Raw genomic sequence first — 16,945 nt, forward strand, 5'->3', positions numbered from 1 at the left:
AACCTGGTTTCGTTGAAGTGACTTCCGGATACCAAGTATAAATCGGCTATCACTCGGTTCCGACCTCAGGAGAAGCCCGTGTCCGTCACCTTGTTCAGCCCCGAAGGCATGCTGCCGAACGCGCCCTACCACCACGTCGCCGTCTCCACCGGTACGCGACAGGTACATCTCGCCGGACAGGTCGCACATATGCCGGACGGCTCACCGATCCCTACCGATCTGGCCGGTCAGGTGGTCCAGGCGCTGCGCAACGTGGCACGAGGCCTGGACGGAGTGGGCGCAACCTTCCGCGATGTCGTGCGCCTGACGTTCTACGTCACCGACTGGCATCCCGAGAAGATCGGACAGTTCACGGCCGGTGTGCAGGCCGTCGCGCAGGAGATCGATCTGCCCGATCCGATGCCGCCGGCATCGCTGATCGGTGTCGCGGCACTCTATGAACCTGCCGTGCTCGTGGAGATCGCAGCCACCGCGGTTCTCGAGGGGTGAGCGTCGTAGATCAGGCCGCACAGACCCCGAAGACGGGGAATCCGTCCTCGCACACAGTGGACCGGAACGCGACCCGTACCCGCGCCTCGGCGCATTCGGGGAACGATCCTTCGATCTTCGAGTAGAGCCACGGCCCGTCGTCGAGTTCGACGATCGCGAGGGTGACCGAGCTGTCGTCCTGTGCGCCGACGTCGAGCGGTTCGACGACCTTCCAGGACACGATCGAGCCGGTGCCGGAGCAGTGGGCGGACTCGAGGTTCGCGCCACCGCAGGAGGAGCAGCGCGCTGTCTCGGGAGCGTGAAGCGTCGTGCAGCTCCCGCAGCGCAGGATCGTTATGCAGTTCTGCGTCGCGTGGGGCGCCATCGCGGTCCTTCCGTCAACGGAGAATGTCCGAGCCACGAAGCGGTCCGTCGTAGGGGGGCGGGACCCCCGACGGGCCGATGACGTGGCTCCGATCATCGGCCCCCTATTCGAAGGTAGGTCGGCCCGGGACCTTTTCCATCGGTATGCGAGCACACAGATCGTGGGGGTTCGCTGGTCGCAGCGCACAATGCCGGTTCGGTCGACCGGGCCGTTCGGGCCACCGAATGCCACTTGGACAAGCGCCCGGAACAAGCCATTGAACTGCAGGTTTGCCCCGATCAGACGTGATCCAGCTCGCACCGGCACCCGGTGCCACGCCTGGACACTGTGCGCGCAGCCCGAACCAGCACGGAAACAGTGTGCAGCCGCACCGGTGAACCGAGGGACGTTCGTCCTTAACGTGGAAGACAGCGGCACCTGCTTCGCCGGGTCCACTCGCCGCTGTTCGACCGTCTCCCCTTCGCGGATCGACCGGTCGCAGACATCGCACCGGTTGTGAGGAGCTCTTTCCTGTGACGACCGCACGTGACGTGCGCGCACCCCTCGTTCCGCGCGATCTGCCGACGCCTCGGCCGCCGCACTCCCCCGATCGCTCGGCCCCGGTCCGCCGGCGCGACTTCCCCGGGTCGAGCCGTCAGTCCAAACTTCTGGCGCAGGCGATCCGCATGTCGGTGCGTCCACTGCTCGGGTTGTGGGGCCGTTCGACGACGCTGCCCTGGCCGACGGGTCTGCTGGACGCCGCCGGAGCGTTACTCCCCGCGATCGACGGGACGGTGTGCGCTCCCGTCCAGCTGCCGAACTGCACAGGTTCCTGGGTGGAAGGCCCGAGAACGGGATTCGATCGTGTGATGCTCTATCTGCACGGCGGCGGCTTCCTGTGCGGCGGGATGCGCAGCCACCTCCGCCTCGTCTCGCGGATCTCCGATGCCGGCCGCACCCCCGTGCTGATGGTCGACTACCGGATGCTGCCGAAGCACTCGATCGATGACGCCGTCGACGACGGTGTCGAGGGTTATCTCTTCCTGCTCGCCGCCGGTTACCGACCCGAGCAGATCGTGATCGCCGGTGATTCCGCCGGCGGCTATCTGGCCTTCATGGTGTCGCTCGCGTTGCGCGACCGGGGTGTCCCGGTGCCGGGAGCGATCGTCGCCCTGTCCCCGCTGACCGAGCTGGATCCCGCCCGCAAGCTCGGTCACTCCAGCGCCGCACACTGCACGCTGCTGCCCGGCAACGCACTCGAAGCGCTGGCCGGCCTTGCAGGACGTCGCCAGGAGTCGGGGCGGATCTGTCCCGCCGACGCGGATCTGTCGGGCATGCCGCCCACGTTCATCCAGGTCGGCTCGCACGAATTGTTCCTGGTGGACGCCGAATCGATGGCCGACCGTCTCGCCGACGCCGGTATCGCGTGCGAACTGCAGGTCTGGGACCGGCAGGTGCACGTATTCCAGGCCGCCGCGGATCTGCTACCCGAAGGAGTCCGCGCGATCGGCGAGATCGGACGGTTCGTTCGCAGCGCCGTGCCCGGCTCCCGATAACGGGCCGTCACCCGGGCGAAGGTGGACCTGCCGAATCGGGCGCGAGCACGGCGGCACCGAGCCAGTGGCACAGTGCCAACGCGTTCTCGAGGTCGAGCCGACACTCGCGGACGCTGTGCCCGATCTGCTCCTCCGCCTTGCTGATCCGGTAGGCGACCGAGTTCCGGTGCAGATGCAGCTTTTCAGCGGTGGCGACGAAGCTTCCTCCGCTGGAGAGGAATTCCCGCAGCGTGTGTCGCAGTTGCGCGGCAGCGGGGTCGTCGGCGGCGAGGCGGCCGAGCACATCCCCCACCCAGGCGCGGGCCCATTCGAGATTCGTGCACATCAACGCCACCGCGCAGACCTCGTCGATCGAGACGAGGCGCGGGCACGGCAGGGCCGACGTCAGAGCCACCTCCCGCGCCTGCGCCGCCTGCCGATGGGTGCGGACGAAACCGTCGATCCCCTCCTGCGGCGCTCCGACGGCGACACCGACGGGTCGCTGCCAGGCCGCGACGACCCCGGACAGTCCGCTCGGGTCGATGCGATCGACGGTACCGAGCGGGATCCATGCCCAGGCGGTGTACTCGTCGAACTGTTCGAACAGCACCCGACCTCCCCGCCCGAGATGTTCGGCCAAGGCCGTCACCGCCTGCTCGAGGCCGTTCCATTCGGTGCCGGACCGGTCCCCGCCGACCACTTCGATGTCGTCCGTCCAGACGATCACCCCGAGGTGGTGCTGGCCGAGCCGGTAGCCGAGGGTGCGCTCGGCGTCCCCCACCTCGATCGGCCGTCCGGCCAGGATGTCCTGGATGCGGGCGGTCCGGGAGGCGTTGCGGTTGAGCAGCCAGGTGTCGCGCTCGGCCTCGTAGACCCCGAGCAACTTCTGCGACACCCCATCGATCCCGGCAGAGAGTTTCATCAGGATCTCCACGCCCGCCTGCATCACTGCCGCGGCGTCGTCGCTGAGTCCCGCCAGCACCTCGAGGCACCAGCGCATGATGCTGTCCTGCGCGAGCCGGTTGCTGCGGTCGACCACCGAGACCGGGAATCCCTGCCGGGCCAGCATGCGCACCAGTGAATAGGACGCCGCCGGGATCTCGATCTCGGCAAGATCGTCCCGCAGGAACCGGGTGATGGCTGCGACACCCTCCTCCGCGGCCTGGGCGAGGGAGCGGCGGGTGTGGCGGTCGGTGGACATCGCCTCGATCTCGGCCGAGATCCGCTCGGTCATGTACTGCGTGATCTCGGCCTGCCGCGTCGTCGACAGGTCGGCGACCGCCTCGATCAGTGCACGCGTGGCGGGTCCCGGATCGCCCACTCTGTGGGTGTCCTGTCCGATCTCGTGAGGATTCATCGTGTCCGATTCCGGAGGCTGCGGCGTCTGTCCGGGCGCACTGCCCTCGCCGAGCGCACCGCCTCGACCGTAACGGCTCGGGGCGGGCCGCCACCGCGGATCGGGGCGTTCATCGGGCAACGATCGTGCCGACACTCACGCCGGGTGTTGTCCGGACCCGTCGGTTGCGCCGCCTAACCTGTCACGGTGAGTGAATCAGGCCGAGCGCGGTTCGGCGCGATGGAGGACGCGTTGGTGCGGGACGACCGCCTGCGCCTCTTCTCGTTCGCAACGGCCGAGAAAAGGGTGCACTACCTGTGGGTTCTGCGCGCATTCGATCATGCGCGCGGCAACTACTCGGTGCTGCTGCACGCCGGCGACGTCGAGAACGTCCTCACTCGGCTGCCCGGCGCGAACGGCGACGACGTGCCCGATTCCTCCGAGATCCCGGCCCTGCTCGAGCAGCTGCACGCGTGGGGTGTGCTCGAACGCAGCTACGACGGATCCCGGGCGGCGACGCTCGCCGAGTACCGCAACCGGCACTACGTCTACCAGTTCGGGCAGGCCGGTTACCGGGTGTTCCGCGCCGTGGAGGACGTGCTGTCCTCCCGTGGGGAGGACGTCTCGCTGTCGCGTCTGGCCCTCCCCGATCTGCTCGCCGACCTGAACGATCTCGCCGATGCGAACGCGGCCGGCGACGGCGAACTGGTCTACCGGAAGTTGAGTCGCCTCGACGCGACGCTGTCGGACATGGCCGAGCGCGCTGCCCGTTTCTATCTCGTCCTCGGCGAGCTGGTGCGCACCACCGAGGTCACCCCGGAGACCTTCCTCGCCCACAAGGACGCGCTCCTCACCCACATGCGTGAGTTCAGCACCGATCTGGCCCGCTACGCCCCGAAGCTTTCCGCGGCGCTCGACCGGGTGCAGGTCACCGGGGTTCAGAAGCTCACCGCGGCCGCGGCCCGGCACGACGAGCGGGTGCTGCTCTCGTTCGAGGAACGCGAAGCGGACTGGGCGCAGCGCTGGTGGGGCATCGAACACTGGTTCGTCGGGGTGGGCTCCGAACCGAGCGAATCCGAACGCCTGCGCGGCGCGACCATCAACGCGATCTCCGCGGTGCTCGGGCTGCTGCGCCGGCTCACCGAGCAGCGTCGTGGGGGTGTCAGCCGCGAGTCGCAGCTGCGGCATCTCGCGGGATGGTTCGCTGCCGCGCCGTCCGAGGAGGCCGCGCACGCGCTGTTCGATGCGGTGTTCGACCTGGGCCGGCCCCGACACTTCTCCGTCGCCCATCCCGATGCCGACATCGTGCCGGTCACCCGGTCGTGGTGGGACGCGCCTCCCGTGGAGATCGCCCGCACCCTCGCCGAGACCGGCCGGCGCCCCGCAGCGGGAGCGCCGGGGCGGATCCAGCGCAACGACGCCGGAGTACGGCGGCTGCGCGAGGCGCAGCTCGAGAAGCAGCGTCGCCGGGCCGAAGCGGCGCGCTCCCTCGCCGCCGGAGGTGTGCGCGAACGGAAGCTGAGCGAACCGGAAGCCGAGGTGCTGTTGAGCCTGCTCGACGCCGCACTGTCGGCTCGGGTGCCCGTGAGCGGGCGGGTGCGCAGCGACGATGCCTCCTCCGGTACGCAGAACGGCGTCAAGCTCACCCTCCGACCGAGCGGCGAGTCGACGGTGGTGCACACCGCGCGCGGACGCCTGTATCTCGACGGTCTGTCGGTGGAGGTGCGATGAGGGCGCGTTCGATCCCGTCGGTCGAGCTGGATTCGTATCAGCGCGCCGCGCGGTTGGTGCTCACCCACCATCTCGTCACCGCGACCTTCCCGGATCGATCGGCGTTGGCGACGGTGCGGCGCTGGGCCACCGAGCTGCGCGAGGATCTGCTCGCCACCTTCGGGTACCGGCTCGAGGTCACCGAGACCACCGCGCGGCTGTTCACCGTCGCCGATCGCCTCGACGCGGGGGCAGGCACGTCGACGCACACCGGCCGGCCGTTCGACCGGCGCCGTTACGCCTATCTCGCGTTGGCAATCGCCGCGCTCGGTCGCGGCGCCGGGCAGATCACGCTGTCCGAACTCGCCGAGCACGTCGCCTCCGAGGCGAGCCGGGTGGACGGTGTCGAACTCGACACCGAACGTGCCGCCGACCGCGATGCCTTCGTCGATGCCGTGACCTGGCTCGGCGTGCGCGGCGCGATCACCCTCGCCGACGGTGATGCGGGCAGGTGGGCGAGCGATCCCGACAACGGTGAGGCGCTCTACGACGTCGATCGTGCGGTCGTGCACGCCCTGTTCCGGCCACCGCGGGCGTTGCAGCACCTCGAATCGGTGCGCGGTCTGCTCGGCAATGCCGGTGCCCCGCACTCGGATACGGCGGAGGTCCGGCGGCGGGTGCGCCGCGCACTGGTGCAGCGTCCCGTGGTGTACGCCGACGATCTCGACGACGACGAGGCGCTGCAGTTGGCGTTGCCGCGCACCACCGACGAGGTGGAACTGCTCACCGGCCTGGTCTGTGAGCGTCGCGCCGAAGGCGTTGCGCTGGTGGACACCTCGGGACGGTTGTCGGATATGCGGTTCCCGAACACGGGGACGGTCGCGCAGGTCGCGCTGCTGCTGGCCGGGGAGATGTGCGATCGCGTCCTCGATCCCGACGCCCCTGTCCCGCCCCGGATGCCGGTGCCCGCGCAGACGCAGGACGTCCTCGTCGCGGCGGTCGATTCCGCGATCCCGAGGTCGACGGTGTTCACCCCGCTCGCGGCGTCCGACACCCCGATGCCCGACGAGCAGGAGCAGGACGACGACGCTCGTGCCCCGCTCGAGCATCCCTTGCTCGAGGATTCGTGGCTGGCGGGCACGGTCGGTCGTCTCGTCGACATCTACGGCCGGACCTTCGCCGCGCAGTGGCAGGCCGACCCCGCGGGACTGGCCGAGGCCGCGGTGGACATGCTCGACAGACTGCGCCTGGTGGCCCGCGTACCGGGCGGAGTGTTGGTCCTGCCCGCCATCGCCCGCTTCCGCGGCGTGACGGTCAGTGTGCGCGAACGGGATCCGGAGATCGACCTGTTCCCCGAGACCACCCCACCGACAGTCCCCGCCCCCGATACGACCCCGACGGAGATCTCATGAGCAGCGCCCGATTCCGCCCCACGCGTGCCGGGATCATCAACCTGTGGGACTACCGCGACCAGGAGTTCTCGTTCGCCGACGGACGACTGGTGCTGCGCGGACCGAACGGGTCGGGCAAGACCAAGGCGCTCGAGGTGCTGTTCCCGTTCGTGCTCGACGGCCGGATCGAACCGCGACGTCTGAACCCGTTCGCCGGCGAGGAGCGCACCATGCGCTCGAACCTGCTGTACCGCGGCCAGGACAGCGCCCACTCGTACGTGTGGATGGAGTTCTGCCGCGGCCGCGCCGACGACCCGGAGGCCGTCACCGTCGGCATCGGGATGCGCGCCACCCGCGGCAACGACAAGGTCACCCGCTGGCATTTCGTCGTCGACGGCCGTGTGGGAGTCGACTTCTCGCTGCTCGACGACGAGGACCGACCGCTCACCCGCAAACAACTGGTCGATCAGATCGGAGCCGACGCGATCGCCGATCGTCCCGTCGACTACCGGGCCGCGATCGACGCGCGCATGTTCGGTCTGGGCGCGCAACGCTACGACCAGCTGATCAACCTGATCCTCACGCTGCGCCGCCCCCAGCTCGCCAAGAACCTCGACCCGAAGGGCCTGTCGCAGGCGCTGACCGACGGCCTTCGCCCCCTCGACGAGGATCTCATCGTCGAGGCCGCCCGCTCGTTCTCCGCGATCGAGGAGGTCGAGCGCACCCTCGAATCCCTCTCCGCCGCCGACGATGCGGCGCAACAGTTCGTCAAGGTGTATTCGAAGTACATCCGTCAGCAGGCGCGCACCGCCGTCGACAAGGTCGCCACCCGTCTCGGAGTGGTGGACACCGCCGTCCGGTCGCTGCGCGAGGCGACCGAAGCCCGCACCGAGGCCGCCGCCGCCCGCGCGGCCTCCGAGGAACAGCTCCTGGTGGCCGAACGCGACCACGAACAGGCACGCACCACCCTCGAGGCACTGCACCGCTCCAGCGCCTACGAGGGCAAACAGCAGCTCGACGACCTCGCGTCCGCGGTGAAGAACCTCGAGCGCACCACCGCCGCACAGGCCGAGCAGGCGAACCGCGCCCAGGCCGTCGTAGCCGACCGGCTCCGCGACCACGACAGCGCCCGCGACGCGCTCGAGACGGCGACGGCGGCGCGTCGTCGCGCCGAGGACGGGCTGAGTGCGGCGGCCGAGGACGCCGGCATCACATGGACCGGTCTCGACGGCATCGAACGGACCGAGCAGCTCAACACCGCGATCGACGCACTCGCCGAGGAACGCGACGCCGACGTGCGCGCGGTGCGCAGCGCACTGTCCCAGCTCGACGGTGCGACCGCCGCGCGGTCACGGGCCGAGGCCGCCGCGGTGCGTGCCCGCGCGCAACGCGACACCGCCTCGGCCGCGGTGGAGGCCGCCGAGACCATGGTCGAGCTGTCCCGCAGCGAGGTCGCCGCCGAGCTGGGCCGGTGGTGGTCCGATCGCGCCGAGACCTTCGCGGCCGTGGGCCTGTCCACCCCGGTCTTCGAGGCGCTCGACACCGCCTTCGGCACCGTCGGTCAGGACGATGCCCCGTCCCCCGCGGCGGTGTTCGCCGAGCACACCGGGCCCGTGCTCGACGACCTGCGGTTCCGGCGTCGCGTGTGCGGCTCTGAGATCGAGTCGCTCGGCACCCGCATCGCCGAACTCGAGACCGAACGCACCGCCGTCGCGGCCGAACGCGACGACGCTCCCCCGGCGTTCCCTTCCCGCACCGGCAGCCGCGACGATCTCGTCGGCGCCCCGCTGTGGCAGCTCGTCCGGTTCCGCGACGATGTGTCGACGCAGGACGCTGCCGGTATCGAAGCGGCGCTGCAGGCCGCGAACCTGCTCGACGGGTGGATCACCGACGGCGACCTGCCGGACATCGAGTCGGAGCAGTTACTGGTGCCGTTGGCGCCCGAGCACCGCCCCAGCGGTCTCACCCTCGCCGACGTACTCGTTCCCGAACCCGACACGGCCGTCCCCGAGGAACGGATCGCCGCGGTGCTGTCGTCGATCGCGTGGACCACCGATCCCGGTCCGGACGCGCGAGTGTCGGTCGATGCGCACGGCGGGTTCCGGCAGGGAGTGCAGCTCGGTCGCCACGTCAAGGAGCAGGCCGAGTTCATCGGAGCCACCGCCCGCGCCCGGCGTCGGCAGCGTCGCATCGTCGAACTCGAGACCACCATCGCCGAATGCCGCGCCGACGTGGAGGCGCAGCGCGAGCAGGACCGCGAGATCGGCCACCGGCTCACCGCACTCGACGAGGCCGTGAAGTCGTTGCCGCGCACCGGATCCGTGCTCGCGGCGCTGCGCAAGGTCACCGAATGCGCCGGCGCGTTGCGGACCGCATCCGAATCCGCAGCCGCCGCCGATCGCGACCTGGACCAGGCGATCGCCGCGGTCGCCACCAAGGAACAGCACTTGCGGTCGACGGCCGGCCGGCACCGAGCGCCGCTCACCGCGACGGAACTCGACAGTCTCGACGCAGCCGTGCGGCACTTCCGTTCCCAGGGCCAGGCCCTGCAGCGCGCCCTGCGTGAGCAGGTCACCTGCGGTGATCGACTCCGCGACACCGAAGTTCGGCTCGACGAGGCGCGGGTCTCCGCCGAGAACGCTGCCGAGCTCGCGGCGGAGAACGCCGAGACGCTGGCCAACGAGCAGCAGAAGCTCGAGACGCTGCGCGAGTCGATCGGGGCGAGCGCCGACCGGATCGATGCCCAGCTCGACGAGGCCCGACGCCGGATCGAGACTGCGAAGACCGCCGAGCGAACCGCGCGTAAGGCCCACGAGTCGGCGCTCGAGCGGATCGGCAAGGCAGAGGCCGCCCACACGGGCGCCGAGCAGACACTGCGGTCGGCGCTCACCGAGGCCCGCGCCGACGCCGACGCCCTGGCACCCTTCGCCCGGCGCGACCTGCTGACCCTGCTCGGCGTGGAGAGCGAGCACGTGTGGCCGTCCAGCGCCGCCGCGTGGCTCGATGCCGATCAGCTGGCCTACCGGATCCGGCAGTCCCCCGACGACACGGTCGATGTGCTGCCCACCGAGGTCCTCTCGTTGTTCCGGGCACTCGACGCCGCCACCGAATCGGTCACGGCCTCCGAGTCGACCCGCAAGTCCACCGCTTCGGCACTGACCTCCGCACTGCAGGAGTTCGACGCCGAACTCGCCCGAGGCCGCGACTACCGGCTGCACTGGGACGCCGCCGACGGCATTACCGTCGTGCAGGTACAGGACGAACAGGGTTACACGTCCGTCGCGGCGTTCGCGCAGCGCATCGCCCGGGCGCGGCAGGAACAGGAAACCCTGCTCACCGACTCCGAACGACGGATCCTCGAGGACGCGCTGCTCACCGGTCTCGCGCAGCAGATCCACGAGCGCACCGTCGACGCCCGCGACCTCATCGCCCGGATGGGCACCGAGATGCGGCAACGGCACATGTCCTCGGGCAACACCATCGGGGTGCACTGGGTGCTCGCCGACCATCTCGACGAGCCGGCCCGCGCGGTGTGCAAGCTCCTCGACCGCGACGCGTCGATGCTGGCGCCGGAGGACCTCGCGGGGATCCGCGCGCATTTCGCGTCGCGGATCCGCGCGGAGCGGGCCGCGCATCCGGAACGGTCGTACCCTGAGATCCTCGCCGCCACGCTGGATTACCGCCGGTGGCGGGTGTTCTCGTTCAGTCTCGTCGGTGCGGACGGCAGTGAGGACCGCCTCACCCCGGCCCGGCACTCGGCGCTGTCCGGTGGCGAGCAGTCCGTCTCCCTGCACCTGCCGTTGTTCGCCGCGGCGCACGTGATGCTCGATTCCGCCGACCCGCATGCGCCGCGCCTGCTCGCCCTCGACGAGGCCTTCGCCGGTGTGGATGACACCGGCCGCAGCGAATTGCTCGGCCTGTCCGTGCAATTCGACCTCGACCTGTTCATGACCGGTTTCGACCTGTGGATCACTTATGCGGGCGTGCCGGGGTGTGCGCACTACGACCTGTCGCATTCGGTGGCCGAGCACACCGTCGCCACCACGCTGCTGGTGTGGTCCGGTGGCGAACTGCTCGCCGAGCACGACGGGTCGGATCTGGAGAGCGCGCTCGGATCCCCGCGCACCCGACGGATCACACGCCCGGTGGAAGGAGCCCTCGAGTTCGCATGATCATGACGACGGTCACTACGGCGTGTTCCTCCTCGATCGAGGCTCTCACCTGCGCCGCGGACCTACGATCCGGAAGATGACGAGGCTTCGGGTATCCAGACTCATCGTCGGCGCCGCGACCGTGGTCGGGCTGCTGCTGGGCACGAGCCCCGCGGCAGCGGCACCGGCACCGGCACCGGGCGCGCGGGTGACGGCGTCGCCGGACGGTTTCGCACTCGACGGTCGGGCCTGGTGGCCCACCGGGTTCAACGCCTACCAGCTCGCCACCGACTGGTCGGTGAACTGGGGATGCGGAGCGATGGTGGACCTCGACGCCTATTTCGGTACGTTGCCCCCGAATTCGCTCACCCGCTTCAATCTCTTCCAGGCGCTCGCCGTCAACCGGTTCACCGGGCAACTCGACTTCGGACCGATGGACGCGGTCTTCGCCGCGGCCGAAGCGCATGATCAGATGCTGCTGCCGGTCCTGGCACCACAGGACGGCGCGTGCGAGGACGAGGTCTTCAAGGGACGGCAATGGTACGTCGACGGGTGGACCGAATTCACCCCGGGACACGAACAGGTGGTGATGAGCTACCGGGACTGGATGCACACCGCCGTCGCCCGCTACCGGAACTCACCATCCCTCGCAGCATGGGAACTGGTCGGCGAACCGGAGACGAGTTCATGCACCGACCCCGCGTGCCACTGGTGGACCCGGTCGTGCGAGCCCGGCGCCGCGCAGGTGCTGCGCGACTTCTTCGACACGGCCGGAGCCGAACTGCGCGCCGTCGACCCACGCACCCTGATCACCGCGGGTTACACCGGGGGCGGTCAGTGCGGCACCCAAGGTGACGAGTACCAGTTCGTCAGCGCCTCCCCCTATGTCGATGCCGTGCAGTACCACGACTACGGCGCCGACGGCGTGCCGTTGCCCGGCGATCAGTGGAACGGTCTCGCCCGGCGGGTCGCGCAAGCCGCAGCCGTCGGAAAGCCGTTGCTCGTGGCGGAGATCGGTGAGCTCGCCGGGTCCTGCGGGTCGCTCGGTGACCGCGCCGACCACATCACCACAAAGATCGAGGGCCAACGCGCCGCCGGCACCGCAGGTGCACTGCTGTGGGCGTTCGTGCCCGACCCGCGGGGAGCCGACTGTACCTACGACATCGGCTTCGACGACCCGTTGTGGGATGTGGTCGAGGACCTCGGATCCCTCGAACCCTCCACCCTGCCGAACGCGCAGTTCTCTCCGTAAGAGCAGTCCTCACGCATCGACGGTCAATCGACGCTCGCGCCCAGAACGATTGCATGGTCACCGGTCTTGTCCATCTCGTCATCTCCGTCGTCCGGTCGACTGTCGCACTCCGTGCCTGTACACGAAGTCTGTGGTGGCGATCGCCGAGGGTCGCGAGTAGCGCACTACTCGATTCGGAATCCGGTTGACCGGCCGCGGCGGCACTGCTTCGATCGGTGCCATGAGCGACCGCACGCGCCTGACCCGCAAACCCGAACGCGGCACCGACGATCCGGCGGTGCTGCACCGGCTTCTCGACGAGGCCCGCATCGCGCACGTGGGTTTCGTCCGCGAAGGATCGCCTGTGGTGCTGCCGATGGCGATGGGCCGCGACGGGGACCGGTTACTGCTGCACGGCTCGACCGGCGCCGGCATGTTTCTCGCCGCGCGGTCCGGGATCGAGGTGTCGGTCGCGGTGACGCATCTCGACGGGCTCGTCTTCGCCCGGTCGGCCTTCGACCACAGCATGAACTACCGCAGTGCGGTGTTGTTCGGTGTGGCCACACCGGTCGCGCCGGGCGAGAAGGAACACGCATTGAAGGTGGTGACGGAGCATCTGATTCCCGGTCGGTGGGACGAGGTCCGGTCGCCGACACCGAAGGAACTGGCCGCCACCACGGTCCTGGAAGTGCCGCTCACCGAGGTGAGCGTAAAGGTCCGGGCGGCCGGACCGGGAGAGGACGCCGGGGACGGTGAAGACCACTCCGTGTGGGCGGGAGTGGTGCCGTTGCGGACCGTCGCCGACGATCCGATCCCGTCACCGATCACCGGGTCCTCGACCGCGTTGCCACGCTCCGTGCGCGCATTTCTGTGACATCGAACGGGCTGTCCGTTGTGACATCGAAGGGGCTTTCCGTCGTGTCCGCCCCCGAATCCGACATCGGTGATGAAAGGATGCCCGCGTCGAAGGAACAGATCGGAGTCGCCGCGAGTGCCATCAACGTCCGTGTCCGTGAAAGCCGCACGCAAGCGGCTCGGTGAGCTGGTCCGGGAGGTCAACGACGAGACCGTCGCCGTCGAGATCGTCGGCAAACGCGGCACGGGCGTCCTGATCTCCAAGGACCGCTATGCGGCGCTGCAGGAGGCAACCTTCCTGCTCCGCTCCCCCGAACTAATGGACAGCCTGCGCCGGGAGATGCAACGTTCGCTCGAGGCCGCCGCGTCGACGGGCCGGCGGCAGCCGCCGGCTGCTCGCCGGCGCGCGAAGAACAAGAAGAAGCGCAAGAAACGGCGGCGCGCCCGTTGACCGTCTCCATCCCGTACATCTGCACACCGCCGCCGAGCACTGCGGCCGGGCGGTGCAGATGCCGGAAGTCTCGCCGCGAGGCGGTGAAAGCGGTCGTCCAGCTCGCCGATCCCGCGGCCGCCTCCGACGCGAACTCGCCACCTGCAAGTACCCGACCGGAGTCGAGTTCGTGCGTAACCGGCCGCGCGATCCGACCCGCACCCGACTGGTCCAGATTTGACCGAGACCGGTGTTGTTCGCGAAATCCGTTGGGAACTCGCGAACAACACCGGTCTCGATTCGTCAGTATCGGGCGGTCAGGTGCCGCAGAAGGTCCGGAAGGACTCGGCGAACGAACGCGGTGCGGGCGAGACATATTCGTTCCACTCGGCACGCGCCTCGAAGGGGTGTGTGACGACCTCGAGCAGCTTCGCGAACGGTTCGAGGTCGCCGCCGGTCGCTGCCTTCAGCGCGGCGTCGACCTGATGATTGCGCGGGATGTACAGCGGGTTGACGCGGTCCATCGCCTCCGCCCTCTCCCCCGCTGCCCGGTCGTCCTGCTCGGCCGCGGCGTGCCAGCGTTCGAGCCACGGCGCCGAGCGCTCACGCGGCACGAGTCCGTCGAGGGGTGCCGGATTGCCGCGCAGTTCGTCGGCGAGGGCACGGAAGGTCACCGTCCAGTCGGCGCGGTGCTCTTCCAGCAGCGTCAGCAGATCGTCGACCAGTTCCTGATCGAGAGAGTCTTCTGGAAGACCGAGTTTGACGGCCAGACCGGACCGGTAGTGCCGCTCGTAGCGGGTGTCGAAACTGTCCAGAACAGCGGTGACCGCGGCGATCGCCGCATCCGGAGTCGAATCCACGAGTCTGAGCAGGGTTTCGGCGAAACGCGCCAGATTCCACTTCAGGACGGCGGGCTGGTTGCCGAACGCATAGCGCCCGCTGTGGTCGATGGAACTGAACACCGCCGCCGGATCGAAGGCGTCGACGAAGGCGCACGGACCGTAGTCGATGGTCTGTCCCGAGATGGTGGTGTTGTCGGTGTTCATCACCCCGTGGACGAAACCGACGAGCATCCACTGCGCCACCAGCGACGCCTGCGCTTCGACCACGGCGGTGAACAGTCCCAGGTAGCGGTTGTTCTCGCCGGTCTCCGGCAAGTCGAGCAGGTCCGGGTAGTGCCGGCCGATCGCGTGGTCGGCGAGTGCACGCACGACCTCTCCCTGCCGCGCCGCGAACTCGAAGGTCCCCACCCGCAGGTGGCTGGCCGCGACACGGGCCAGCACCGCGCCGGGCTCGGCACCCTCGCGGTGGACCGGCCGACCGGTCGCCACCACCGACAATGAACGGGTGGTCGGAATGCCGAGGGCGTGCATGGCCTCGCTCACCACATACTCGCGCAGCATCGGCCCGACGACCGCGAACCCGTCCCCACCCCGGGAGAACGGAGTGGGACCCGAACCCTTGAGATGCAGATCGACGCGGCCACCGTCCGCGTCGACGAGTTCACCGAGCAACAACGCCCGACCGTCGCCGAGCAGCGGAGCGTATCCGCCGAACTGGTGCCCGGCATAGGCCATCGCGACCGGCTTGGCACCCGCCGGCACCTCCGCGCCGGTCAGGACGGCAACCCCGTCGGCGCTGCGCAGCGACGCCACGTCCAGTCCCAGCGACACCGCGAGGTTCTCGTTGAGCGCGAGCAGTTCCGGGTCGGGGGCCTCGGCGCCCTGCCACGGCACCGATAATCCGCTCAATTCGTCGGCGAAGGAACTGCCGAGACCGGATATCGTGGTGTTCGTGCCGACGGGGAAATCCGGAATCGCAGTCATCCTTCGAGGGTAACCGTGTGACACCGACGCATGTCGCGGGCGAGGGAAACGCCGGTGGGGCCCGGTCACCGGCGGCGCATCATTCCGCCCCGGACCGGGTATCCGCCCCCGTGCACACCGACCCGGACGATCCTCGCCGTCCCATCCGGCGGATCCAGGTCCGCGACGTCGCCGAGCACCTCCGCGATGTCCTGCGATCCGGACCAGCGGACCGGCACGACCATGTGATCACCGGCATCAGCGACGATTCCCGGACGGTGCGCCCCGGCGATCTGTACGTAGCGCTACCCGGACACCACGCCCACGGCCTGGACTTCGAGGCCGAAGCCGCTACCCACGGTGCGGTCGCGGTACTCAGCGACCGGCCGTCACGCCTTCTACCCACGTTCGTCGTCGATCGACCGCGCGACGTGGTCGGCCCGTTGGCGTCGTGGATCCTCGGGCACCCCTCTCACGACTTGCAGGTCCACGGCATCACCGGCACCAACGGCAAGACGAGCGCGACCTATCTCCTCGACACCGCACTCGCGGCCACCGGCGTGGTGACCGGCATGATCGGCGGGGTCGTCGTGCGCGGTCCGGCCGGCACACGACCCGCGACCCGCACCACCCCCGAGGCCGCGGTCGTGCACCGCACGCTTGCCGAGTTCCGTGACCAGGGCGTGCAGGCGGTGACGCTCGAGGTGTCCTCGCACGGCATCAGTCAGGGCCGCGTCGACGGCGTGCGGTTCCGTACCGTCGCCTTCACCAATCTCGGGCCCGACCACCTCGACTTCCACCACACGATGGAGCAGTACTTCGCCGCCAAGGCGGCACTGTTCACCGCCGACCGCACGCAGACGGCCGTGGTGAACATCGACGACGAGTACGGGCGACGTCTGGCGGCCTCCGTCGACGTGCCGCTGTGGACGCACTCGACCTGCGATGCCCGCGCCGACGTGTACGCGGACTCGATCCGGTGCGATCTCCACGGCACCTGCTTCACCGTGCACACGCCGGCCGGGAGTGCGCCGGTGCGACTGTCGCTGCTCGGACCACACCAGGTGGCCAATGCGCTGACGGCGCTCACCTCGGTGGCCGCCGTCGACGGCGACGTCCTGCAGGCCGCAGCGGGTCTGGAGACCCTCGCGGGTGTGCCCGGCCGGCTCGAACGCGTCGACGCCGGTGAGGGTGTTCTCGCGCTCGTGGACTACATGCACAACACGTCCGGGCAACGCGAACTGTTGCCCTTCCTCCGGTCGCTCGCCCCCGAGCGGCGACTGGTCCTCGTGATCAGCGCGACCGGAGAACGTGACCCCGGCAAGCGATTTCCGCTCGGGCACACCGCCGCGACCTACGCCGACGTGGTGGTCGTGACCGACGACAGTCCCCTCTCGGAGGACCCGCGTGTGCTCAGGGATGCGGTCGCCGAAGGGGCCTTCGCAGCGCGCAGCGCCCGCGTCGTCGTCGAGGCCGACCGACGTCGCGCGTTCGATATCGCCGTCGCCCACACCGGCCCTGGAGACGTCGTCGTCGTGGCCGGACGCGGATGCGAGCCACGCCTGGTCTCCGGGGACACGGTGCAGGTGTTCGACGACCGGGACGAACTGCGGCGCGCACTGCACCGCACGCACCGGAGGTCCACCTCGCGCGTGCCCCGCTGCTGAGG

At 69.5% G+C, this 16,945-nt stretch carries 12 protein-coding genes; 9 read left to right on the plus strand and 3 right to left on the minus strand.

All coding sequences use genetic code 11. The features are described 5' to 3' along the window. Positions 1 to 78 precede the first annotated feature (78 nt). Positions 79 to 489 (plus strand): RidA family protein, encoded by a 411-nt coding sequence (locus BLV31_RS14375; protein WP_064060960.1) that lies wholly within the window; start codon positions 79 to 81, stop codon positions 487 to 489. 10 nt (positions 490 to 499) lie between these two features. Here the strand turns inward: BLV31_RS14375 and BLV31_RS25445 are convergent, their stop codons facing one another. Further along, positions 500 to 709 (minus strand): PhlB family protein, encoded by a 210-nt coding sequence (locus BLV31_RS25445; RefSeq protein ID WP_228525574.1) that lies wholly within the window; start codon positions 707 to 709, stop codon positions 500 to 502. Positions 710 to 1,365: 656 nt separating this feature from the next. On the opposite strand from BLV31_RS25445, the gene BLV31_RS14385 reads away from it, so the two are divergent. After that, positions 1,366 to 2,388 carry an alpha/beta hydrolase gene (locus BLV31_RS14385; protein WP_248846238.1) on the plus strand — a complete coding sequence of 341 codons (1,023 nt, stop codon included), beginning with the start codon at positions 1,366 to 1,368 and terminating at the stop codon, positions 2,386 to 2,388. 7 nt (positions 2,389 to 2,395) lie between these two features. Here BLV31_RS14385 and BLV31_RS14390 read toward each other — a convergent pair whose 3' ends face one another. Then, positions 2,396 to 3,688, minus strand: coding sequence for a PucR family transcriptional regulator (locus tag BLV31_RS14390; protein WP_162273068.1), 1,293 nt, complete (start codon positions 3,686 to 3,688; stop codon positions 2,396 to 2,398). 255 nt (positions 3,689 to 3,943) lie between these two features. On the opposite strand from BLV31_RS14390, the gene BLV31_RS14395 reads away from it, so the two are divergent. The 6 genes from BLV31_RS14395 to BLV31_RS14420 all read left to right on the plus strand — a co-directional run bounded on the left by BLV31_RS14395 (position 3,944) and on the right by BLV31_RS14420 (position 13,492). Continuing rightward, positions 3,944 to 5,434 (plus strand): TIGR02677 family protein, encoded by a 1,491-nt coding sequence (locus tag BLV31_RS14395; RefSeq protein ID WP_072740516.1) that lies wholly within the window; start codon positions 3,944 to 3,946, stop codon positions 5,432 to 5,434. Next, the gene (locus BLV31_RS14400) at positions 5,431 to 6,825 is read left to right on the plus strand and encodes a TIGR02678 family protein (RefSeq protein WP_064060957.1); all 1,395 of its coding nucleotides are present in this window, start codon (positions 5,431 to 5,433) and stop codon (positions 6,823 to 6,825) included. Before BLV31_RS14395 ends, BLV31_RS14400 begins: the two co-directional genes overlap by 4 nt. Beyond that, the gene (locus tag BLV31_RS14405; RefSeq protein ID WP_064060956.1) at positions 6,822 to 10,976 is read left to right on the plus strand and encodes a TIGR02680 family protein; all 4,155 of its coding nucleotides are present in this window, start codon (positions 6,822 to 6,824) and stop codon (positions 10,974 to 10,976) included. Before BLV31_RS14400 ends, BLV31_RS14405 begins: the two co-directional genes overlap by 4 nt. A 76-nt stretch (positions 10,977 to 11,052) precedes the next feature. Beyond that, entirely contained in the window at positions 11,053 to 12,207 is a 1,155-nt protein-coding gene (locus tag BLV31_RS14410; protein WP_064060955.1) for a glycoside hydrolase 5 family protein, read from the plus strand. Positions 12,208 to 12,427: 220 nt separating this feature from the next. Continuing rightward, on the plus strand, positions 12,428 to 13,060 hold the full coding sequence (locus tag BLV31_RS14415; protein WP_051424912.1) for a pyridoxamine 5'-phosphate oxidase family protein: 633 nt from the start codon (positions 12,428 to 12,430) through the stop codon (positions 13,058 to 13,060). A 132-nt stretch (positions 13,061 to 13,192) separates the two neighbouring features. Further along, positions 13,193 to 13,492 carry a type II toxin-antitoxin system Phd/YefM family antitoxin gene (locus BLV31_RS14420; protein WP_019289349.1) on the plus strand — a complete coding sequence of 100 codons (300 nt, stop codon included), beginning with the start codon at positions 13,193 to 13,195 and terminating at the stop codon, positions 13,490 to 13,492. A 296-nt stretch (positions 13,493 to 13,788) separates the two neighbouring features. Here the strand turns inward: BLV31_RS14420 and BLV31_RS14425 are convergent, their stop codons facing one another. Continuing rightward, a complete protein-coding gene (locus BLV31_RS14425) occupies positions 13,789 to 15,297 on the minus strand; it encodes a protein adenylyltransferase SelO (protein ID WP_064062061.1) in 1,509 nt (502 codons plus the stop codon). A 17-nt stretch (positions 15,298 to 15,314) separates the two neighbouring features. Between BLV31_RS14425 and BLV31_RS14430 the strand changes: the two genes are divergently transcribed. Next, complete coding sequence (locus tag BLV31_RS14430) at positions 15,315 to 16,943, plus strand: Mur ligase family protein (protein WP_248846325.1); 1,629 nt, start codon at positions 15,315 to 15,317, stop codon at positions 16,941 to 16,943. The last annotated feature ends 2 nt before the right edge of the window (positions 16,944 to 16,945 follow it).

Source organism: Rhodococcus pyridinivorans (assembly GCF_900105195.1).
Classification (GTDB): Bacteria; Actinomycetota; Actinomycetes; order Mycobacteriales; family Mycobacteriaceae; genus Rhodococcus; species Rhodococcus pyridinivorans.